This is a genomic window from Actinomadura sp. GTD37, from assembly GCF_041951365.1.
Taxonomy (GTDB): Bacteria; Actinomycetota; Actinomycetes; order Streptosporangiales; family Streptosporangiaceae; genus Spirillospora.
On the sequence record NZ_JBGNUS010000001.1, the window covers coordinates 233,455 to 254,102 of the forward strand.

Consider the following 20,648-nt stretch of genomic DNA (forward strand, 5'->3'; position numbering starts at 1 on the left):
TCAGTCGTCGTCGCCGGGGACGAGGAGGTGCAGCAGCCAGCCGACGACGCCGACGACGATCGCGCCCCAGAACGCGGGCCAGAAGCCGGCGACGTGGAACGGCAGGTCGAACCGCTGCGCGACCTCGCTCGTCAGCCACAGCAGCAGGGCGTTCACGACGAGGCCGATCAGCCCCAGCGTGAGGACGTAGAACGCGCAGCCGAGCGACTTGATGATCGGTTTGAGGACCGCGTTGACCAGGCCGAAGATGACGGCGACCGCGACGAGCGTGAGGACGCGCCGGTCGGTCGTCTGGCCGCCGAGCGAGATGCCGGCGATCAGGACCGTCGCGACCCACAGGGCGACCGCGGTGATACCCACCTTGAGAAGAATCCGCACACCACGATCATGGGCGGAGCGCGGTGCGGACGGCATCCCTCTGCGTGACGATTCCGGGGACGCCCCGGTCATCACCGCGTACTACACCGTGCTAGTCGTTGCGCTCGAAGAAGGGGGACGAGGCGGGGATCCGGGACCGTCCCGCGACGCGGACGCCCTGCACCGGAGCGGCGGCGGGCGCGGGCGCGGGCCGCGGCGGCTGCGCCGCGGACCTGCGGCCGGAGCCGCGGCCGGGGCCCTGCCGGGCGTTGGCGAGTTCGCGCTCCAGGCGGCGCTTCTCCATCTCCAGCGTGGTCAGCGACTCCTGGTGCTCCTCGCGGAGGTCGCGCAGGTCACGGTGGTTGCGGATGCGGCGGGCGGCGCCCGTGAACGTGAGGGTCATGCCGAGGACGAAGACGACGGCCACGCCCGCGCCGGACAGGAACACCTGCCATTCGTTGCCCACGCCCGGCACGGACTGGCCGAAGAAGACGAGGTGGGCGGCATCGGTGTTGTCGAGGACGATGCCGGCGCCGACGGCGATCGCGGCGGCGGCCAGGAGAAAACCGAGGAACACCATGGGCAGATCTCCTCTGCAGTGACTCCGGAGGGGGAACGGAGGTCCCCCACGATGCCAGACCGAAACTGGATCATGTCGCTTTCGCGGCATAAATCCGGTACGCCCGCGCGCTCGGGGGCGAGGTTCCGGCCTGGCCGCAGGGGGTAGTGGGATCGGAGATCATCCCAAGATCCCTGGAGGGCCCATGTCCGTGCAGGCCATCATTTTCGACCTGGACGGGGTCCTGATCGACTCGGAACCGGTGTGGGAGGAGGTGCGGCGCGCCTACGTGGCCGACCGCGGCGGACGCTGGCTGCCCGACACCCAGGACCGGCTGATGGGCATGAGCACCGCGGAGTGGGCCGACTACATCGCCACCGACCTCGTCGACGGCGTCACCGCCGACGACGTCGCCTACGAGGTGATCGACCAGATGTCGCAGCGGTACGCCGGCGGGCTGCCGCTGCTGCCGGGCGCCGAGGACGCCGTCCGCCGGATGGCCGGATACCGTCCGCTGGGCCTGGCCAGCTCGTCCCCGCGCGCCCTCATCGACCTGGTGCTCGGGAAGCTCGGCGTGGAGAGCCTGTTCCGCTCGACCGTCTCCACGGAGGAGGTCGAGAACGGCAAGCCGTCACCGGACGGGTATCTCGTCGCGGCCGCCCGGATGGACGTCCCGCCCGGCGACTGCGTCGCCATCGAGGACTCCAGCAACGGGCTGCGCTCGGCGCACGCCGCCGGGATGACGGTGATCGCGATCCCGCGCCCGGCGCACCCGGCCGCCCCCGACGCCCTCGCGCTCGCCGCGCACGTCGCCGCCGACCTGAACGAGGTGACACCGGAGCTGGCGGAGGTCGTCCACAGGTGAACGTTCCCGGGACGGGTGTCCGCGGCGGTTCGTAGTATGGGCCGATGACTTCCCCCGAGACCACGGAGACGCTCGACACCCTGCGGCGCGTGTTCGGCTACGACGCGTTCCGGGACGGCCAGCGGGAGATCATCGAGCATGTGGTCGCCGGCGGGGACGCGCTCGTCCTGATGCCGACCGGCGGCGGGAAGTCGCTGTGCTACCAGATCCCGGCGCTGGTCCGGAAGGGCACCGGCATCGTGATCTCGCCCCTCATCGCCCTCATGCAAGACCAGGTGGACGCGCTGCGCGCCGCCGGCGTCCAGGCGGGCTTCCTCAACTCCACCCAGGATCTCGACGAGCGCAGGGTCGTCGAGGCCCAGTTCGTCGCCGGCGAGCTCGACCTGCTGTACCTGGCGCCCGAGCGGCTCCGCCTCCCCGCGACCGTCGACCTGCTCGACCGCGGCGACGTCGCCCTCTTCGCGATCGACGAGGCGCACTGCGTGTCGCAGTGGGGGCACGACTTCCGGCCCGACTACCTGATGCTGTCCGGCCTGCACGAACGCTGGCCGGACGTCCCGCGCATCGCCCTCACCGCCACGGCGACCGAGGCGACCCGCGCCGAGATCGCGTCCCGCCTCCAGCTGGAGGGGTCCCGCCACTTCGTGGCCAGCTTCGACCGCCCCAACATCCAGTACCGGATCGAGCCGAAGACCGACGCCAAGCGCCAGCTCCTCCGCCTCCTCCAGACCGAGCACCAGGGCGACGCGGGCATCGTCTACTGCCTGTCCCGCAACTCCGTCGAGAAGCACGCGGCGTTCCTCACCGAGAACGGCATCGAGGCCCTCCCGTACCACGCGGGCCTCGACGCGAGGACGCGCGCCGCGAACCAGTCGCGCTTCCTCCGCGAGGACGGCCTCGTCATCGTCGCGACGATCGCGTTCGGCATGGGCATCGACAAGCCCGACGTCCGCTTCGTCGCCCACCTCGACCTGCCCAAGTCCGTCGAGGGCTACTACCAGGAGACCGGCCGCGCCGGGCGCGACGGCCTCCCGTCCACCGCCTGGCTCGCCTACGGCCTCCAGGACGTCGTCAACCTCCGCAAGATGATCGACGGCGGCGAGGGCGACGCCGCGCACCGCCGCCGCCAGGGCATCCACCTCGACTCCATGCTCGCCCTCTGCGAGACGGTCGAGTGCCGCCGCGCCCGGCTCCTCGACTACTTCGGCCAGCCGGGCGAGCCCTGCGGCAACTGCGACACGTGCCTGACCCCGCCCGAGACCTGGGACGCCACCGTCCCCGCCCAGAAGGTCCTGTCGGTGATCGTGCGGCTCGACCGGGAGCGGCGGCAGAAGTTCGGCGCCGGGCACATCATCGACATCCTGCTCGGCAAGAAGAGCGCCAAGGTCATCCAGTTCGACCACGACTCGCTCAAACCGTTCGGCGTCGGCGCCGAGCTGCGCGATACCGAGTGGCGCGGCGTCATCCGGCAGCTCCTCGCCCAGGGCCTCATCGCCGTCGAGAGCAACCACGGCACCCTGCTCCAGACCGACACGAGCGGCGAGGTCCTGCGCGGCGAGCGCAAGGTGATGATGCGCCGCGAACCCGACCGCCCCACCGCGAAGGCGGCGAAGACCGCGAAGGCGGCCAAGGCCCCGATCGACCTGCCCGCCGAGGCGATGCCCGTCTTCGAGCGCCTCCGCGCCTGGCGCGGCGCGACCGCCAAGGAGCAGGGCGTCCCCGCCTACGTCATCTTCCACGACGCCACCCTCCGCGAGATCGCCACCGTCCTCCCCTCGACCCTCGCCGAGCTGGGCCGGGTGAACGGCGTGGGCGAGAACAAGCTCGCCAAGTACGGCGCCGAAGTCCTGGAGACCCTCGCCCCGTCCGAGTGACCCGCCTCGGGCACCGGGGTGAGCGCTGCGAGAACGGCCGGGGTTCGCGGCGGACCGGGAGGGGATTCCCAGGGTTCTCTCAGGAAGCCGGGCCGGGTTCTGCCAGACGCGTCCGGTTGTATGGCCGCATGCGAACCAAGACCATCGTGGCCGGAGCCGGCGCCGCCGGGCTTCTCGGGCTCGGCCTGTACGTCGCCGTCCCCGCGTCCGCCGCCGATCCCTCCCCCTCCCCCTCCGCCAGCGCGCGGCCCGGCCATCCCGGCGGGCACGGGAAGGGCCATCCGCACCGCGGGCCGCGTGCCTTCCGCGGCGTCCACGGGGAGGCGACCGTCCAGCGCAAGGACGGCTTCCACCTCGCCGCCTGGCAGCGCGGCGAGATCACTTCCGTGTCGGCCACGGGGGTGACCGTCCGCAGCGCCGACGGCGTCTCCTGGACGTGGACGGCCGACGGCAAGACCCGCGTCCGCAAAGACCGCGAGAAGTCCGCGCTGAAGAACCTGGCGAACGGCGACCAGGTGGTCGTCGCGGGCGAACGCTCCGGGAACACCCGCACCGCCCGCCTGATCCGCGTCCCCGAGCGTCGCTAGCACCGCGGCGGCGCGGCGGACGCGGGCGGTACCTTCGGGGCGAGGAGCACGTCCAGCGAGAAGGGGCCGATGAGCGAGAGCCGCCGGGTGCTCGTCGTCGACGACGAGGCCAACATCCGCGACCTCATCGAGGTCGCGCTGCGCTTCCACGGCTTCGCCACCGCCACCGCGGCCACCGGCGAGGACGCGCTGCGCGCCGCCCGCACACAGCCGCCCGACCTCGTCCTCCTGGACGTCATGCTCCCCGGCATGGACGGCTTCGAGGTGTGCCGGCGGCTCCGCGCGAACGGCGACCAGGTCCCGGTGATCTTCCTGACCGCGCGGGACACGCCGTCCGACACGGTCACCGGCCTCACCCTCGGCGGTGACGACTACGTCACCAAGCCGTTCTCGATCGAGGCGCTGGTCGCGCGGGTCCGCGCCGTCCTGCGCCGGGCGGCCCCGCCCCCGTCCGCGCCCGACGCGGGCGCCGTCCTCCGCGTCGCCGACCTCGAACTGGACGAGGCGCACTGGACGGTCCGGCGCGGCGGCGTCGACGTCGACCTGTCGCCGACCGAGTTCCGCCTGCTCGCCCACCTGATGCGCAACGCGGGCGCCGTCCTGTCGCGCGCCCAGCTGCTGGACGGCGTGTGGGGCTGGGACCACGGCAACCCGCAGGTCGTCGAGACCTACATCAGCTACCTGCGCCGCAAGCTGGACCCGCTCGGCCCGCCGCTCATCCACACCCGGCGCGGCGTCGGCTACGCGCTGCGGCCATGACGCTCAACGCCCGGCTGCTCGCCGGCCTGCTCGCGGTCACCACCGCCGGGCTCGCCATCATGGGGCTGGTCAGCGCACTCGTCCTGAACGGCTACCTGATGCACCGGGTGGACGAGCAGCTCCAGGCCACCCGCGACCGCGCCGTGTCCCGGCTGCTGCGTCCCGGCCTGCCCGAGCAGGGCGTGGCCCCGGCCCAGTTCGTGGTGCTGGCCGTCGGGAAGGCGGGACGGGTGCGCGTCCTCAGCGGCGACGATCCGGACCCGGCGCCGGCCGTCGCCGCCATCGAGAGGCTCGGCCCGGACGAGCTGGCCGCCCGCGCCCGCGGCCTCGAACCGTTCTCCCTCCCCGGGCTGCGCGCCGTGGCCCGCCCGTCGCGGAACGGCATCGTCGTCGTCGCGGCCCCGCTCACCGAGATCCGCTCGGCCGTCCGGAACCTGGTGCTGTCCGAGGTCGCGACGGCGGCGCTGCTGCTCGCTGTGCTGATCGTGCTCGGCCGGCGGCTCATCGGCCGCGGCCTGCTGCCGCTGGACCGGATGGCCGCGACCGCGCACGCGATCACGGCGGGCGGCGACCTGCGCGCCCGCATGCCCGGCCCCGGCGGGCGCACCGAGACCGCCCGGCTCGCCGCCGCGATCAACGTGATGCTGGAGCGGATCGAGCAGGCGTTCTGGGCGCGCAGCCGGTCCGAGGCCAGGGTCCGCGAGTTCGCCGCCGACGCGTCCCACGAGCTGCGCACGCCGCTGACGGCCATCCAGGGCTACGCCGAGCTGTACCGGCACGGCGCCCTCGGCCCGGACGAGCTGCCCGACGCGATGCGCCGCGTCGAGGACGAGGCCCGCCGCATGAACGACCTGGTCACCGACCTTCTGGAGCTGGCCCGCCTGGACCGCGACGCGTCCCTCCACCCCGTCCCGGCGGACCTGGTCGTCCTCGCGCGGGACGCCGTCGCGGACGCGACCGCCGCCGAACCCGACCGTCCCGTAAGGCTGGACGCCCCGGACACCCTCGTCGCCGACGTCGACGAGTCGCGCATCCGGCAGATCTTCGCGAACCTCCTGGCCAACGTCCGCGCCCACACACCCCCCGGGACGCCCGCGACCGTCCGTCTGGCACCAGGTGTGATCGAGGTGGCGGACGAGGGGCCGGGCATGTCGCCGGAGGACGCCGCCCGCGCCTTCGAGCGCTTCCACCGCGCGGGCAAGGGCACCGGCGGAACCGGCCTCGGCCTGCCCATCGTGGCCGCCATCGCCGCCGCCCACGGCGGCCGCGCCGAACTCCGCTCCGAGCCCGGCGCCGGGACGACCGTCCGCGTCACACTGCCCGCCGGCGGGCCCCGGCCGGGTTAGCGGACGGTGTTCCCACTGAGCGGGACAGGCCGACGCCGGGGACGGCGGCGTCCTGCACAGTCGGGCGACGGATGGTCCCGGAGCCAAAGGAACCGCAGCATGGCCGGTTGGAGTCATCGGTACGCGCAGATCAACGGCCTCGACGTCCACTACGTAGAGCAGGGCGCCGGGCCGCTCGTGGTCCTCCTGCACGGGTTCCCGCACACCTGGTTCAGCTGGCGGCACCAGATCGGCCCGATCGCGGACGCCGGGTTCCGGGTCGTGGCGCCCGACATGCGCGGTATGGGGCAGACGAGCGGGCCGCCGGACCACCGCGAGTACGGCCCGGACCGCATCGTCGCCGACCTGACCGGCCTCCTCGACCACCTCGGCGAGGACAAGGCCGTCTTCAGCGGCCTGGACTTCGGCCTGTTCGCCGCCTACGACCTCGCCTACCACCGTCCCGAGCGCGTCGCGGCGATCATCGGGCTGGAGAACCCGTTCTTCACGCCGTCCGAGGATTCACCGCTGACGCTCGCCGCCCGGCAGGCCAAGAGGCATTTCAACCACATCCACTACTTCGTCGCGTCCGGCACCGCCGACGACGACCTCGCCGCCGCGCCCCGCGAATTCCTGCGCAAACTGTTCTACGCGCTCTCCAGCGACTACCACTACCTGGACGTCTGGCGGCAGCCCGCCGGGACGACCTACATCGACGCCCTGCCCGACGCGCCGCCGCTTCCGTGGACGTGGCTCACCGACGCGGAACTGGAGTTCTACGTCGCCGACTACAGCCGCAGCGGCTTCACCGGCGGGCTGAACTGGTACCGGGCGATGGATCTTTCCTGGGAGTACCGGAAGTCGTACGCGGGGCGGAAGAACCCCGTCCCCTACTACTTCATCGGAAGCGAGCAGGACACCGATCTGGAGGGCTGGCACGGCGACGACCCGCTGAACCGCCTCGGCGACCACTACGAGGATCTGCGCGCGGTCCGAATGATCAAGCAGACCGGCCACATGATGCAGATGGAGAAGTCCGGCGAGACCACCGCGACGATGCTGGAATTCCTGACGGCGGGGAGGAACGAATGGGCCTGACCGAGAACCGGGTGGTGGTCGTCACCGGGGCGAGCCGCGGCGCCGGAAAGGGAATCGCGCTGGCCCTCGGAGAGACCGGCGCGACGGTGTACGTGACCGGTCGCACGCGCACCGAGGCGGAACTCCCGGGCACGGTCTTCGCCACCGCGCAGGAGATCACCGACCGTGGCGGCACCGGCGTCCCGGTGATCTGCGACCATTCCGACGACGCCCAGGTCGAGGCTCTGTTCAAGCAGGTGGAACGGGAGTCCGGCGCGCTGGACATTCTCGTCAACAACGCCTTCACCATTCCTGACGGGCTCTCCCGCAAAGGGCCGTTCTGGGAGAAGCCGCTGGCCCTGCAGAGCATGTTCGACGTGGGAATGCGCTCGGCGTACGTGGCGAGCTACTACGCGGCCCCGCTGCTGATCGAGAACAATGCGGGGCTCGTCGTCAACACCTCGTCCTTCGGCGGCCGCTGCTACATGCACGGCCCCGCCTACGGCGCGGGGAAGGCCGCCGTGGACAAGATGGCCCACGACATGGCCGTCGACTTCAAGCCCTACAACGTCGCCGCCGTATCCCTCTGGATGGGCCTGCTGAAGACCGAGCGCAACCGGGCCCTGTTCGAGGGCGTTCCCGAGCGCTACCAGTCGTTCGCCGCCGGAGCCGAGTCCCCCGAGTTCACCGGACGGGTGATCGACGCCCTCGCCCGGCAGCCCGACCCGATGCGCTGGACGGGCCGGGTGCTCATCGGCGCCGAACTCGGCGAGGAGCTGGGCGTCACCGACGTCGACGGCGGCCGGCCGCGCTCGCACCGCGCCATGCTGGGCGACACGCCGTCCTTCAGCGACGCCGTGGTCGACTAGCAACTGTTGTCTAGCTCGTCTAATAACAGGCGTTCGACATCTGCCGCCGGGACCCGTCTTCGCCAAGACCTGGCGATAATTCGCCCAGGTAAGTACGCCTCACGTCCGGCACGGCCAAAGCGCGATCACCGAAGGGCAAGGCCGCGCCACGAGAGCGCACGTCTTATGCCAAATCGAGCGCCCCGTTCGGCGCCGAGAACGCCCCTACCCTTCCAATTCAATTTTGATCACGCGGCTTTGCGGTGATACGCCGGAAATATCTCGCGAACGGGGGCCTGACCGGGCGGCCCGGCGGAGTTATCATCCGAAACGGGGACCGCTCCCAGATAACGGTCTCCGCAGTTCAGGGACGCATCTGACGCCGTCCGATTTGCGCCGGATGCCTGGCTTGAGGTGAGGTCGGTCGAGTATGGGACGACGCGAGACACGGCGATGGGACTCCACCGAGGAGACACCATGACCTACGTCGAGCAGGAGTCCACCCCGCAGACACCGCCCGCCGTCGCCGACCCCGCACCCCTGGGGCTCGCGGCCTTCGCCCTGACCACCTTCCTCCTGTCCGCCAAGAACGCCGGCTGGACCGACGGCACCGACGCCTGGCTCGGCTACGCCCTGGCCTACGGCGGCCTCATCCAGGTCCTGGCGGGCATGTGGGAGTTCCGCAACAGGAACGTGTTCGGCTGCACGGCCTTCTCGTCGTACGGCGGCTTCTGGCTCGGCCTCGGGCTGTACGTCGTCCTCGTCGCCGGCGGGACGACCCCGGCCCAGGAGAGCAACGACCTCGGCTGGATCCTGCTGGCCTTCGCGATCTTCAACACGTACATGATGCTGTGGGCCACGCAGGTCAACCAGGCCGTCCTCGCGGTGTTCGTCACCCTGGAGGCCACGGAGATCATCCTGTTCATCGGGAACTTCGCCGGCAGCGAGACCACGATCAAGATCGGCGGCTACATCGGCGTCCTCACCGCCGTCTGCGCCTGGTACGCGTCCGCCGCGGGCCTCATCAACGGCATGACGGGCCGCACGCTCCTCGGCGTCGGCCGCCCCATGTTCACCCACCTCACCGCGGGCCCCGGCGCCCAGCCCCACTGACCCCCGGCGCCCCCGAGGGCCGCGCCAGCGCGGTCACGGGGGCCCGAGCAGGAAGCGGTCGGCCTCGTCGAGCGTCCGCGGCCCACCGGGTGTCACCGCCAGGACGTCGCGCCGGTAGTTGCGGATCTCCAGCACGCTGCCGGCGTCCGCCTCCGCCACGAGCCGCAGCCCCCGTTCCACCATCGCCCGCGGATAGACCTTGAACGTCTTCTCCCGCACCGACGTGCGCCCGCCGAGTTCCTCGAAGCCGTCCGCCCGCCGGAGGTCGAACTTCAGGTCGATGACGGGGAACGGCTCGCGGTCCCAGGTGGTGGAGGGCATCGAGTCCCGCCCCACGATCCGTGCCTCGACGAACGACTCGGTGTCCTCGTCGCCGATCTCGCAGTCCCTGATCGGGAACACCATGCCGAGCCTGCCCCCGTAGTTCACGGCCGTCAGCGACGGCCCGCAGAACAGCACGTGGTCGAACGGACCGATCGGCGCGGGCAGCGGCACCTTGCGATGGGAGCGGCCGTCGAAGGCCAGCCCGACGCGCGGCCGGACGAAGTCCAGGAAGGCCGACACCATCGCCTCGTCGTGACCGGGCTTCTTCACCACCAGGGACAGGCCCCTGCGCGCGCCCTCGCCGACGATGTAGTAGCCGTAGAACGGCCCGGGCCCGGCGGTGAAGTCGTGGAACCCCACGACCACGCCCGCGTGCCCGTCCACCGGCACGTAGTCGTCACCGGGCCGGACCACGTCGAGCAGCGGAACGTCCGCCTCGGTACCGGCCTCCGCGCCGTCCGCCCGCGACGCCTCCGCCTCGCGCGCGACCTCGACGTACCCCTCCCGCTCCTTCTCCCTGATCTTCTTGCTGAAGTGGCGGAGCGCGTGCGCCGCGTCGTCCAGCGTCATGCTCGACCCGCGCACGACGCCGCCGGCCACGCCCCAGCCCATGCGGCAGCGGATCCCGTCCAAGGTGATCTGCCAGCACCGGACGACGCCCCCGCCGGTCTTCTCGAAGTACCGTGTCTCCGCCATGCCCCGTGCCCTCACTGCCGTCGGGAAAGCCGCATGATTCCACGCGCGTCCGACACCCGAGGGCACGTCACCGATCTTCGAGTTCGCCCTCGGCATCAGCCGAACCGGCCGCCGCACGCCCGCCTTCGCCTCTCGGCGTCCAAGCGGACGTCAGCACAACTCGACGCAAGGCCCCCTCGCGGGCATTCACCCCGGCCTAAGATCACTCGCTCCGCCGACTCCCGAGGAGCCGCCGTATCCGCCCTTTGCGGGCAACTCGTCCTCATAGTCGCAAGCGGCGACTGCCTCGTATCCGGCCTGCCAGGCGGAGGTGAGGAGCTTCGAGACCGCCTCCACTACCTGGCCGGGGGTGGCATCCTGCCGGTCGACCTCGATCTTGATTGGCCAGGTGGGGAAGTCTCCCGAGTCCGGAACGAAGCCGGGGTTGCGCAAGACTTCGATCTCAAGGCCGTCGAGGTGTGCGACTGTGCCGTCAAGGGCAATGGCGGTGGCTTGGGCCACCAGGCCGAGCGCATCGTCCTTGGACGGGCCCCGCAGGTAGAGCCCGCAGTAGCCGTAGCGCTCGGGCGTCATCATCCCTGACTCTCCCCTTCCAGGGGCATCTGCTCGTCGACGACAAGCGGGCGGCGACTGAGGCCGTGAACGGCGCGCTCTCCGGCCCTGATCGAACCCTGCGGCCCCCAAGGCGCACGCAAAAGGCCCCTTCCAAGATCGGAAGAGGCCCTTGACCTGCTGTGCACCCGAAGGGATTCGAACCCCTAACCTTCTGATCCGTAGTCAGATGCTCTATCCGTTGAGCTACGGGTGCCTGCCGGAGCCAACTGTACCGGCTCCACGGACCTGTCCGCGAATCGGTTCGCGGATGCGCGGTTACGGAAGTGTGACTTGAGTCACGGAACCCCCCGTAGTGGTGATACGCCAAAGGGGTGATCGAGACGGGGCGACGCGGGAGGTCCCGGTTCCCGTCCGAAGCCCAACCCCCTGAAGGAGAATCCTCATGCGCATGTCCGCCACCAAGCTGGTCGGCGTCCTCGCCGTCGGTGGCCTGATGCTCGGCTCGACGGGCTGTGGCGCAGTCGACGCCATCGCCGGCGGGAAGAAGAAGACCGCCTGCAAGAACATCGAGACCGAACTGCGGAGCTTCTCCACCGGCGGCATGTCGATGACGTCGCCGAGCGGCGCGTCCCAGACGGCCCAGAAGTTCACGGACACGGCCGCCAAGGTCCGGTCGGAGGGACAGAGCGCCGGCGGAGACGTCGAGACCTCCGCGACCGCGTTCGCGGGCGACCTCGACCAGACCGCCGAGATGCTGCGAAAGCTGAGCTCCGGCAACACCTCGTCCATGGGACGGCCCGACACCGCCGCCATGCAGCGGCACGGCAACGACCTGGCCAAGGCCTGCGGGTTCACCGGGTTCCGCCTGGGATGACCACCGGCGTCTCGCTCCCGCGGCCCCGGGAGCGACACGCTCGCAGCCGTTTCGGACTATGCTGCTGGAGCCACAGGACGCAGGCTTTGCCGGTTGGCTCGCCGACCCGGTAGCCTGTCCTGAGCCTGATGGCTACTGGAGGATTCGCCTAGTCCGGTCTATGGCGCCGCACTGCTAATGCGGTTTGGGTGCAAGCCCATCCGGGGTTCAAATCCCCGATCCTCCGCCTCTCTGACCAGGGACTTCGTCCAAGATCTCGATCTGGACGAAGTCCCTGTCGCATTCCGGGATGTCCGCTTTGTTGGCCCTGGATAGCACGTGGTGAGCAGGAGATATCGCGGCGGCGTCACCGAGCCCACGTCAGAGCCCCGAAGTGGATCAATGGGTTGACTACCCTGCGTGTTCGATTCGGCTTCTGCGACGGTCCGCCAGCGAGATCACGTTAGGCGGGACAGAGGTCGCCTGCTCGTCCGTCACATCGTCGGCGGACATGCGTGGGACGACGGCCGCGACGGCCTCCGCAGCGGCTCTCGACACCTCCGGCAGAACCGAGGTGCAGGTGTCAGCGGTGAACGAGTGGCGCGAGTGCCCCAACGCCTCGCTGATCACCTTCACGTCGACCTTGCCGAGCAGCACCAGCGTGGCCGCCCCGTGGCGCAGATCGTGGAAGCGGATCTCCGCCCGATCCGTCATCACCCGCGGATACCCGATCTCCGGCGTGTCCCCGATGTAGAGGCCCGCGGTGACCTGCTCCAGGCCCGTCTTGTGGAGGTAGTCGTTGAGCCGGTTCGCCTGGTCGGTCGCGAGCGCGTTCATCGGGTAGAGGAGGACGGCCTTGATGCCGCCCCGCCCCTTCGACCGCTCCGCCGGCAGTGATCCAGGACGGGGATCAGAAAGGATTCCGTCTTACCGGACCCGGTCCCCGTCGTGATCAGCGTCGGCTTCGCCGGATGGTGGAGGGTGCTGAGCCGCTCGAACGCCTTCGCCTGATGGCGGTGCGGAGGGAAGTCCAGCCTGTGCCACTCAAGGCAGTCCTGCCAGCCGGACTCCGCCCTGCGGAACGGCGTCCTGATCCGCAGGTAGGGGCCACGAAAGATGCCCTGCTCCGGATGGTTCAGGAACCGCTGCAGCGCCTCCCTGGCCGACGGGTCGCTCAACGCGAACGTCGTCGACAGGTACTGCGTCAGGTCCTCCCGCAACTCCTCCGCGGCCAGCGTCGGCTTCACGGCTCAGTCCCTCCGGAGTCATCGGTACTTACGGGGAAGAACGGATCCGACAATGCGGGTCAACGGCATCCGCCGATCATCCGGCACGGTCTCGACGCGGGAGTCGGACTTTACTGGGTTCGTACGACTTTACGCCGCCCCGGTCAGTGTCACGCTCTGATGAGCGCGGGCTTGTCCGGTCCGTCAGTCCTCGCCCGCTTCCGGCGAGAGAACGTCGGGGTCGGCGGCTTCGGTCAAGAGCCGAGATCGGGAGGTCATCGTTGCGTTACCTCGGCCTCGGCCTCGGCCTCGGTGTCGCGGCCGCTGTGCCGCCGGATGCCGAGTGCGGTCATCGCGCTGATGAGCACCAGTGCGATGACGAAGATCGCCGCGCTGTCGGCCTACCTGAACGCCGAGCGCCGCCTTGGGCAGATCAGACAGGACGCGGACGTGGACACGCTCGCGCTGACCCTCATCGGCACCGGGCACCTGCTGTTCGCCGGTGAGCTCGGCGGGCTGCCCGACGTTTCCGCCGTCCGCGAGGTCGTCGAGGCGATCACCGTCGGTGCCGAGCCCGGGATGCGCCCCTGACGGACCAGCCGGCGAGCACATCGAAACGGCCTTGCGGTCAGGTCGCTGTGAATATGACCGCGCGCCCGGCTTTGGCCGCTCGCCCGTAGAACGGCCGTATGTCCATGAAGTTTTCCCAGGTGTACTCGAAGTCCTCGTCGTCGTGCGGCCCGGCGTAGTCGGCATCGTCTATGGCGTCGAACCGCTGTCGCAGCCACGTCTTGTCGATCCGATGCAGCGCCTCGGCCACGTCCCGCACTTCGGCGGCGATGACGTGAACGACGTAGTACTCCTCATGGAGATGCCGGCCACCGAGGACGGCGTGCGACAGCGGATACTCGCCGCCGTCAGGATCAAGTGATCCATCAGCGATGGACCTAGTCCCACGCTTTGTCACTGGACACCGACAGGCCGTCATCGTTCCAGGTCTCTTCAATTTCTTCGAGGATTTCCCCGATCCCGGCGTCGCCATGGTCGTCGGCTGAGAGCAGGAGCCGCTCCTGGTCAACGGTGATGGCGAAGTGCACTCCGAGCATGCTCAGAGACGCTATCTGCGACCTCGTAGCCTGATCAACCGCAGTTCTGATCCGAACATCGCGTCTTTCCACCCAAGGAGTTGTTTCCATCCTCGCCTGGCGGCCCTGCTGTCACGTTCGAAGAGCCGGCGGTGTCTTCATGCCGAACTGCCAACACGAACCCGTAGGGGGAACGTCATGACGCTGCGCGTCCCGAAGGCCGAACTGCCCGGTGAGCTCAAGGAGAACATGATCAAGCAACTGGGCGGTGTGCCCGAGAACGTCGAGGTGCTGTGGCACAGCCCCGCGCTCGCTATGGACAATCTGGAGGTCGGCGCCAAGGTGGGCGCGTGGAGTGCGGCCGACACGAGCCTGAAGTCGTTCGCGCACATGGCCGTCGCGGCGCAGATCGGTTGCAGCTGGTGCCTCGACGTCGGCTACTTCCAGGCTCAGAACGACGATCTGGACCTCGCCAAGGCGAGCCAGGTGCCGCGCTGGCGGACCTCTGACATGTTCACCCCGCTGGAGCGGGACGTGTTGGAGTACGCTGAGGCGATGTCGAGCACGCCGCTGACCGTCACCGACGAGCAGTACGCGAGTCTGCTGGAGCGGCTCGGCCCGGCGGCGATGGTCGAGCTCACCGTGTTCATCGCCTATGCCAACATGGCGACCAGGGCCAACGTGGCGAACGGGGTCACCTCGCAGGGCTTTTCCGACGCCTGCGAGATTCCGCTGGCCGAGGTTCCGGACGGGCCCGGCGCGGCGTCGGCGGCATGACCGCGGACGTGTTCCTCACCCACCGCAGCCTGCTGTTCACCGTCGCCTACGAGATGCTCGGGTCGGCGGCCGACGCGGAGGACGTCCTGCAGGATTCCTGGCTGCGGTGGGCCGCCGTCGACCACGCGCAGGTGCGCGCCCCGAGGGCCTATCTCGTCCGGCTCGTCACCCGGCAGGCGCTCAACCGGCTGCGCACGTTGTCACGCCGCCGCGAGGACTACGTCGGTGAATGGCTGCCGGAACCGCTGCTGACCAGCCCCGACGTCGCCGCGGACATCGACCTTGCGGAAAGTGTCTCGATCGCGATGCTGACCGTCCTGGAAACGCTCGCTCCGACGGAACGTGCGGTGTTCGTGCTCCGCGAAGTCTTCGAGGTGCCCTACGGCGAGATCGCCGAGGCCGTCGACAAGCCCGCGGCCACGGTGCGGCAGATCGCGCGGCGGGCACGCGAGCGTGTGGCGGCCCAGCGGCCCCGCGTGCGGGTGAGCCGGTCGGAGCAGCAAGCCGTGGTGGAGCGGTTCCTGGCGGCGGTGCGCACCGGGCGGGTAGGGGACCTGATGGACGTCATGGCGCCGGACGTGGTCCTGATCGCCGACGGCGGTGGGCTCGCGTCTGCCGCCCGCGCTCCGATCCACGGCGCCGGGCTCGTCGCGGAACTGCTCGCACGCCCGGGCCGGACGGTGTCGACCGTCTGGCTCAACGGGGCACCGGCCGGGCGGGTCGAGATCGACGGCCAGGTGGCCGCGGTAAGCCTGGTGGTGGAGGGCGGGCGCGTGACCCGAATCCACGCTGTGGCCAACCCGCGGAAGCTGACGCGCCTGGAGGTCGCGGCCGAACTCGCCAGATAGGCCCGCCCTGCGACCGCGCCAATGCAGCGGGGTTCGAGTCAGCAGGAGGACGAGACCGTCCGGGTCCTTGTTGGGCCGAGCGTGACGCCGCGATCGCCGAACGGGACGCGCCCGGTTAGCAACGCCAGCAGGCCCTCGCCCGACACGGGCGGGGGCCTGTCGACAACGACCAGTGCCCGGCGGACGGTCACCTCACAGGCGGCGTCGCGCGAAGGCGGTGGTGTCCGCGTCGGCCGGCCAGGAGGCCGGGACGTCGGGGAGCCTGGGGACGTCGGTGAGCTGCGTGAACAGGCGCACGACGTCCTCCAGCACGTGGGGCGGGACGGGCACCGCGAAGGCTCCCAGGTTCTTGACGCGCCCCTGCGCGTCACCGGCGCCGACCTCACTAACTGCCTGCCAGGAGTGCCACTACAGGCAGTCGGGTGCACGAACAGGAGCCCCTGTTCCCGCCCCGAGCTGCGGTGTTGGTGGTGGTGGAGCCTTCTCTTCATAGACGAGCCCCCGAGAAGAAGACCGATCAGAACCCCGAAAGACGACGGTGACAGTTCGTCGCGGCGGCCGCCGCGAGCTCGCCGAGACGCTTCGCGAGGGCCCGGCCCCTACCTCGGTAGACCCCTGGTAGAGGGGGCCGGTAGGGGGCCTGATCTGCGCGGTAGGCGAGTGCGGCGGCCTCGGGCACGGCAGGCCCGGGAAGCGGGCGCGGCCCGCCGCCGACCACCCTGCTCGCCGACGTCCGGGCCCTCGCCGGGCGCCTCCTGCCACGAACATCCGGGACGGCGCAGAGCGGATGATCAGAAATGTGTCATCAGATGCGTGCTGCGATCGAAGACAATTCCCGCAGTACCCGATAACCAACTCCTCCAGCAGCCGACCCTCCTCAACAAACACCCGCTCATGCCGATGTGCGCGTGCCGAGAGGGCGCAGCCTGGAAGGGCCCATCCGATAACCGTTTGTCCCTTCGCGCCTCCCTTCAGTCATATGCGCCCCCTTGGCCTACCCTGCTCCGCGGGCGCCTTGGTGGGCACGTGCGATGGGCATGTATGTGGGGGCGGCGTCCGTCGTCAGGAACGTCTGGACCATGGCGCGCACCGTTTCGGCGTGCTCCATCAACAGCAGGTGGCTCGCGTTTGGCAGTATGGCCAACTCGGCGGTGGGCAGCGCCTGGTAGAGCGTCACCGTGTGGTCGGGCGTGACCAGATCGTCATCGCCGGCCAGGACGAGGGTCCGGGCGGTCACTTTGCTCAGGTCGGCCGGGTCCGGGCTCGGCTCGGTCGCGACCGCATGCACGATCTTGCCGATGACGACCGGAAAGTGGTCACGGCCATCGGGTGACACCTGCGCGTAGGCGTCAACGATTTCGGTGGGCATCTCACCCTCCGCCGACGGCTTGATGATCAGCCCGTCGAGGTCGTAGACCGCGCTGACCAGGACGAGGCGCTCGACCAGGTCAGGGCGGCGCATCGCCACCCGCAGCGCTACCGTGCCGCCGGCGCTGTAGCCCACCAACCGGGCCGGGCCGCCGACCACCTGATCCAGGAACGCGATCGTGTCCTGCGCCATGAGCTCGATGGTGATCGGGCCGGGGGCGTCGGGTGTGCGTCCGTGGCCGCGCCGGTCGGGCAGGTAGAGCTTGAACGTGTCGGCGAGCCCGTCGAGGTTGCCGGTGAAGCAGCGGCTGTCGGTCAGCCCGCCGTGCAGGAGCACCACCGGGTCGCCCGCGCCGCGCTCGTCATGCCACATGTGAACGATGTTGGTCATGCACTACATACGGGACGGCGGCCGCAGAGTCATCGGCAGTCCGAACAACGCGAACAAGGACGGTTCGAGGTATGCCGTCGTGTTCGAGATCAGCCCGTCGCGGAAATCCATGATGACCAGGCCGAACGCCTCCCCGTCGCGGTACTGCGCGAATGCCGGTGATCCGTTGGCCGCGGTGCGGACCAGCCGGTCATCGGCGCACGCACCGGCTGCCCCCAGCAGGGCGGCGCGGATTGCCTCCCGGCCGCTGAGCCACCAGGCGAACGGTGGCATCGACATGATGGCGTCCTGGTGGAGCAGCGTCACCAGTCCGTCGACGTCGTAGGTAGTGAACGCCTTGACGTACCGTTCGAGCAGGTCCTCGTCGACATCGCTGTTCCCGCCCGGTCGGCGGCGCGCAGACATGGTGGAACGCGCGCGTTGCAGAGCACTGTTAACTGCGGCCGGGCTACTGTCGAGCAGCCCGGCCACCTCCTCCGCCGACCAGCGGAGCACCTCACGCAGGATGAGGACCGCCCGCTGGCGTGGCGGCAGGGCTTGCAGGGCAGCTACGAATGCCAGCCGGACTGTTTCACGCCCGACGGCGACCTCGGCCGGGTCGCCGTCGCCGTCGCCGTCGCCAGACAGCACAAGCCGGTCGGGGACCGGTTGCACGAAGGCAGCGGCGGCCAACGGCGCACCGAGTAGACCCCCGGCCGGTGAGGACGGACCGAGATCCACCGCAAGGGCGCGCCGCTGGACGCTACGGGTCATGTCGAGGCAGACGTTGGTGGCGATCCTGTGCAGCCAGGTGCGCAGACGAGCTTTTCGCTCGTCGAACCGGTCGGCGCTCTTCCAGGCGCGGAGCAAAGTCTCCTGGACGGCGTCCTCGGCCTCGGTGGCGCAGCCGAGCATGCGGTAGCAGTAGCCGGTCAGTTCGACCCGGTGCGCTTCCAAGCGTTCCTCGAACCCCACCCACTCACACTAATTTGCCGATCCTGGATTTTCTTGACCCGGTCCGCGGTCGGCGGTGTCGGGTCGCCCGGTCGAGCCGAAGGTACAAGCCGACGAGCCGCCCTCAACCGTGATCGCACAGTGTGAAGACGCACGCGGACCGGAGATGAACGCGCTGGCGATGTCGACCCGTCATCACCAGGCACCACCTGCCGCTGGCGTCAAGATCCAAGGCACTCTCATGCCGCTGATGCTGCGACCGGCTGGTCTGTTCTCAGGATGGTGGCCGGGTCTGCCAGGCCGGGCAGTGTCGGGGGATATCCGGTTGTCGGGATCCGGCAGGGTCGCCAGACTCGGGGTTCGTGGACGACGAGCGAAGCGGCGTGCGGAGGGGCGGACGGTCGACGGTGACGTTGTGGCGTCCGGTCGGGCCGGCGGAGTTGTCGTTGCTGCGGGCGTCGGGGTGGCGGGCCTGGCCGCCTCGGCTGCCGGATCAGCCGATCTTCTATCCGGTATTGAACGAGGCGTATGCGGTGAAGATCGCCCGGGACTGGAACGTACCGGCGTCGGGCGCCGGTTTCGTAGCGCGTTTCGAGGTCAACGCGGACTTCGCACGCCGATATCCGGTACGGCAGGCGGGCGGCCGGACCATCCTGGAGTTGTGGGTTCCGGCCGAGGAGTTGGAGGAGTTCAACGCGCATCTGACCGGTCCGATCCGCGTCGTCCGCGAGTTCCACGCCCCCGGCTACGAGCCGCTAGCAACGCGGGTCATCGAAGCGGCCGCGGGCCGGGAACGTCCAGACCAGGTCACGGCGATGTTGGCGATCGCCGGCACGAAAACATGGATCGGGCTTGATCAGGCGCTGCGCAACTTCGGGGTGGTGTACGGCGCCGGACCGGTCGGGGCGAACGAGCAGTTGCCCCGGGACATGCGGCTTTCGCGGCTGGTGGCAGCCTGCTCCCGGGACGGCCACCGACGGGAGTCGGCGGTCACGGGGCCGGCGATGCGCACCGATGAGTTGCTGTTGCCCGTTCTGGTGCTGCGGACCGCCGACTGGGTGCCGCAGGTGCGCGAGCGTGCACGCCGGTCACTGACTGCCGCGTTGCGGTCGGCGAGTCCTGCGGCGTTGCTGGCAGGGGCCGGTGTGGCGGCGGCGATAGGAGCGTGGGCGCGCGGCGGCCATGCCCTGGAAGCCGTCGCCGGGGCACTGCGGGCGGCCCCGGACGACGTGCTGGCGTCGGCCCGCGAGCACCCCGACATCGCGGTGCGGCGGCTGGCGTACCGGTTGTGGCTGGCATCAGGCCGCTCCCCGCACGAAGAGGTCATGCGCGCCGCTCTGGGCGAACACGATGGGGTCTGCCAGCTCCACTGCGCGCGGTGGCTGGTCTCCGACGCCGCGCGGGGCCGGCGTGTGGACGTGCTGGAACGGCTGCTGAGAGAGGGGACCGCGAAGGTCGGGGTCGAGGCGCTCACCGCACTGGTGGAACTCGGCCGCCCGCACGCGGGTGTGGCCCATCTGGCCGACCGGTCGGCGATGATGCGCGCCACCGCGCAGTGGGCCGCACGCCGCGCCGGCCGTCCTCCTGCCGCGCTCTACCGTGATGCCCTGGCGTTGAAGCAACCATGGGGCCGGGCTCGTGCACTGGTCGCCGGGCTCGGTGAATGCGGCACGCGTCAGGATGTGGAGGTGCTTCTGCCTTTCCTGGAGCACCCGAGTCCCCGCGTGCGGGCCCAAGCGGTACGAGCCGTCCGCCGCCTGGACGGCCCTCTCACCCAGATCGCCGGCATGCTCGCCGACCCCGCCCCGGTGGTCGTCCGCGCGGTCAAGCAAGCGCTGCGCAACGAGCCCCATGCGGTGCCGACCGCGCGGCTGTGGACCCTGCTGGCCGCCGATTCACCCCCGCACGTCCGGCTGGGGGCCTACGACCAACTACGCGACAAGGACACCTGGACCCGCCTCCACGTCGACCTGCACCTTCTGGCCACCCGTGACCCGGAACTCAGCAACCGAGCACACGCCGACCTGACCGCCTGGACACGCCACGGCGCCGCAACCGCCTACCGCACGCCGTCCAAGGAAATGGCGCTGCGACTCGGTCAGCTGATCGACACGGCCGAAGCGCTGATCGGCGCCCAGCAAGCCCACCAGCTGCGCTGGATCCTCGACATCAACTGAGCAAGCTGCCCGCGCAGTAGCGATAACAAATCGCCCTTCGGTGCGCAGGTC

General features: G+C 70.1%; 24 protein-coding genes, 2 tRNA genes and 1 pseudogene. 15 read left to right on the forward strand and 12 right to left on the reverse strand.

Annotation, left to right across the window (positions count from 1 at the left end):
* Complete coding sequence (locus ACA511_RS01090; RefSeq protein ID WP_375022098.1) at positions 1–378, reverse strand: phage holin family protein; 378 nt, start codon at positions 376–378, stop codon at positions 1–3.
* A 91-nt stretch (positions 379–469) separates the two neighbouring features.
* The gene (locus ACA511_RS01095) at positions 470–937 is read right to left on the reverse strand and encodes a hypothetical protein (protein ID WP_375022099.1); all 468 of its coding nucleotides are present in this window, start codon (positions 935–937) and stop codon (positions 470–472) included.
* Between the two features lie 184 nt (positions 938–1,121).
* On the opposite strand from ACA511_RS01095, the gene ACA511_RS01100 reads away from it, so the two are divergent.
* From ACA511_RS01100 to ACA511_RS01135, 8 genes are all read left to right on the forward strand, one after another.
* A complete protein-coding gene (locus tag ACA511_RS01100) occupies positions 1,122–1,781 on the forward strand; it encodes an HAD family hydrolase (RefSeq protein WP_375022100.1) in 660 nt (219 codons plus the stop codon).
* A 44-nt stretch (positions 1,782–1,825) separates the two neighbouring features.
* Entirely contained in the window at positions 1,826–3,655 is a 1,830-nt protein-coding gene (recQ, locus tag ACA511_RS01105; protein WP_375022101.1) for a DNA helicase RecQ, read from the forward strand.
* A 128-nt stretch (positions 3,656–3,783) separates the two neighbouring features.
* On the forward strand, positions 3,784–4,242 hold the full coding sequence (locus ACA511_RS01110) for a DUF5666 domain-containing protein (protein ID WP_375022102.1): 459 nt from the start codon (positions 3,784–3,786) through the stop codon (positions 4,240–4,242).
* Between the two features lie 69 nt (positions 4,243–4,311).
* Positions 4,312–5,001, forward strand: a complete 690-nt coding sequence (locus ACA511_RS01115) for a response regulator transcription factor (protein ID WP_375022103.1) — start codon at positions 4,312–4,314, stop codon at positions 4,999–5,001.
* A complete protein-coding gene (locus ACA511_RS01120; protein ID WP_375022104.1) occupies positions 4,998–6,347 on the forward strand; it encodes a sensor histidine kinase in 1,350 nt (449 codons plus the stop codon). Before ACA511_RS01115 ends, ACA511_RS01120 begins: the two co-directional genes overlap by 4 nt.
* Before the next feature lie 99 nt (positions 6,348–6,446).
* The gene (locus ACA511_RS01125) at positions 6,447–7,424 is read left to right on the forward strand and encodes an alpha/beta fold hydrolase (RefSeq protein ID WP_375022105.1); all 978 of its coding nucleotides are present in this window, start codon (positions 6,447–6,449) and stop codon (positions 7,422–7,424) included.
* Positions 7,415–8,272 carry an SDR family NAD(P)-dependent oxidoreductase gene (locus ACA511_RS01130; protein ID WP_375022106.1) on the forward strand — a complete coding sequence of 286 codons (858 nt, stop codon included), beginning with the start codon at positions 7,415–7,417 and terminating at the stop codon, positions 8,270–8,272. The genes ACA511_RS01125 and ACA511_RS01130 overlap by 10 nt, the downstream gene beginning before the upstream one ends.
* Before the next feature lie 456 nt (positions 8,273–8,728).
* Complete coding sequence (locus ACA511_RS01135; RefSeq protein ID WP_375022107.1) at positions 8,729–9,364, forward strand: acetate uptake transporter; 636 nt, start codon at positions 8,729–8,731, stop codon at positions 9,362–9,364.
* Positions 9,365–9,397: 33 nt separating this feature from the next.
* On the opposite strand, the gene ACA511_RS01140 is transcribed toward ACA511_RS01135, so the two are convergent.
* The 3 genes from ACA511_RS01140 to ACA511_RS01150 form a co-directional block, all read right to left on the reverse strand.
* Positions 9,398–10,384, reverse strand: coding sequence for a WGR domain-containing protein (locus ACA511_RS01140; protein WP_375022108.1), 987 nt, complete (start codon positions 10,382–10,384; stop codon positions 9,398–9,400).
* 186 nt (positions 10,385–10,570) lie between these two features.
* Positions 10,571–10,960 carry a hypothetical protein gene (locus ACA511_RS01145; RefSeq protein WP_375022109.1) on the reverse strand — a complete coding sequence of 130 codons (390 nt, stop codon included), beginning with the start codon at positions 10,958–10,960 and terminating at the stop codon, positions 10,571–10,573.
* 159 nt (positions 10,961–11,119) lie between these two features.
* Positions 11,120–11,192, reverse strand: a tRNA-Arg gene (locus ACA511_RS01150).
* A 189-nt stretch (positions 11,193–11,381) separates the two neighbouring features.
* On the opposite strand from ACA511_RS01150, the gene ACA511_RS01155 reads away from it, so the two are divergent.
* Entirely contained in the window at positions 11,382–11,813 is a 432-nt protein-coding gene (locus tag ACA511_RS01155) for a hypothetical protein (RefSeq protein ID WP_375022110.1), read from the forward strand.
* Positions 11,814–11,950: 137 nt separating this feature from the next.
* Positions 11,951–12,039 (forward strand) — tRNA-Ser (locus ACA511_RS01160).
* Between the two features lie 164 nt (positions 12,040–12,203).
* Here the strand turns inward: ACA511_RS01160 and ACA511_RS01165 are convergent.
* Complete coding sequence (locus ACA511_RS01165) at positions 12,204–12,629, reverse strand: hypothetical protein (RefSeq protein ID WP_375022111.1); 426 nt, start codon at positions 12,627–12,629, stop codon at positions 12,204–12,206.
* On the reverse strand, positions 12,626–13,039 hold the full coding sequence (locus tag ACA511_RS01170; RefSeq protein ID WP_375022112.1) for a hypothetical protein: 414 nt from the start codon (positions 13,037–13,039) through the stop codon (positions 12,626–12,628). The genes ACA511_RS01165 and ACA511_RS01170 overlap by 4 nt, the downstream gene beginning before the upstream one ends.
* Before the next feature lie 339 nt (positions 13,040–13,378).
* Here ACA511_RS01170 and ACA511_RS01175 point away from each other — a divergent pair, with 339 nt between their 5' ends.
* On the forward strand, positions 13,379–13,609 hold the full coding sequence (locus tag ACA511_RS01175; RefSeq protein WP_375022113.1) for a hypothetical protein: 231 nt from the start codon (positions 13,379–13,381) through the stop codon (positions 13,607–13,609).
* 37 nt (positions 13,610–13,646) lie between these two features.
* Here the strand turns inward: ACA511_RS01175 and ACA511_RS01180 are convergent, their stop codons facing one another.
* Positions 13,647–13,985 (reverse strand): DUF1877 family protein, encoded by a 339-nt coding sequence (locus ACA511_RS01180; RefSeq protein ID WP_375022114.1) that lies wholly within the window; start codon positions 13,983–13,985, stop codon positions 13,647–13,649.
* Complete coding sequence (locus ACA511_RS01185; protein ID WP_375022115.1) at positions 13,966–14,124, reverse strand: hypothetical protein; 159 nt, start codon at positions 14,122–14,124, stop codon at positions 13,966–13,968. Before ACA511_RS01185 ends, ACA511_RS01180 begins: the two co-directional genes overlap by 20 nt.
* A gap of 177 nt (positions 14,125–14,301) precedes the next feature.
* Here ACA511_RS01185 and ACA511_RS01190 point away from each other — a divergent pair, with 177 nt between their 5' ends.
* Together ACA511_RS01190 and sigJ are read left to right on the forward strand one after the other, a co-directional pair.
* Positions 14,302–14,880, forward strand: coding sequence for a carboxymuconolactone decarboxylase family protein (locus ACA511_RS01190; RefSeq protein ID WP_375022116.1), 579 nt, complete (start codon positions 14,302–14,304; stop codon positions 14,878–14,880).
* Entirely contained in the window at positions 14,877–15,728 is an 852-nt protein-coding gene (gene sigJ, locus ACA511_RS01195) for an RNA polymerase sigma factor SigJ (RefSeq protein ID WP_375022117.1), read from the forward strand. Before ACA511_RS01190 ends, sigJ begins: the two co-directional genes overlap by 4 nt.
* Positions 15,729–15,920: 192 nt before the next feature.
* Here the strand turns inward: sigJ and ACA511_RS01200 are convergent, their stop codons facing one another.
* The 3 genes from ACA511_RS01200 to ACA511_RS01210 form a co-directional block, all read right to left on the reverse strand.
* Positions 15,921–16,058 (reverse strand): hypothetical protein, encoded by a 138-nt coding sequence (locus ACA511_RS01200; RefSeq protein WP_375022118.1) that lies wholly within the window; start codon positions 16,056–16,058, stop codon positions 15,921–15,923.
* A 664-nt stretch (positions 16,059–16,722) separates the two neighbouring features.
* On the reverse strand, positions 16,723–17,487 hold the full coding sequence (locus tag ACA511_RS01205; RefSeq protein ID WP_375022119.1) for an alpha/beta fold hydrolase: 765 nt from the start codon (positions 17,485–17,487) through the stop codon (positions 16,723–16,725).
* Positions 17,488–17,490: 3 nt separating this feature from the next.
* On the reverse strand, positions 17,491–18,441 hold the full coding sequence (locus tag ACA511_RS01210) for a sigma-70 family RNA polymerase sigma factor (protein WP_375022120.1): 951 nt from the start codon (positions 18,439–18,441) through the stop codon (positions 17,491–17,493).
* 362 nt (positions 18,442–18,803) lie between these two features.
* On the opposite strand from ACA511_RS01210, the pseudogene ACA511_RS01215 reads away from it, so the two are divergent.
* Positions 18,804–19,154: pseudogene (locus ACA511_RS01215) on the forward strand (ADP-ribosylation/crystallin J1); the annotation flags it as partial.
* Between the two features lie 804 nt (positions 19,155–19,958).
* Positions 19,959–20,597, forward strand: coding sequence for a HEAT repeat domain-containing protein (locus tag ACA511_RS01220; RefSeq protein ID WP_375024664.1), 639 nt, complete (start codon positions 19,959–19,961; stop codon positions 20,595–20,597).
* Positions 20,598–20,648: the final 51 nt, after the last annotated feature.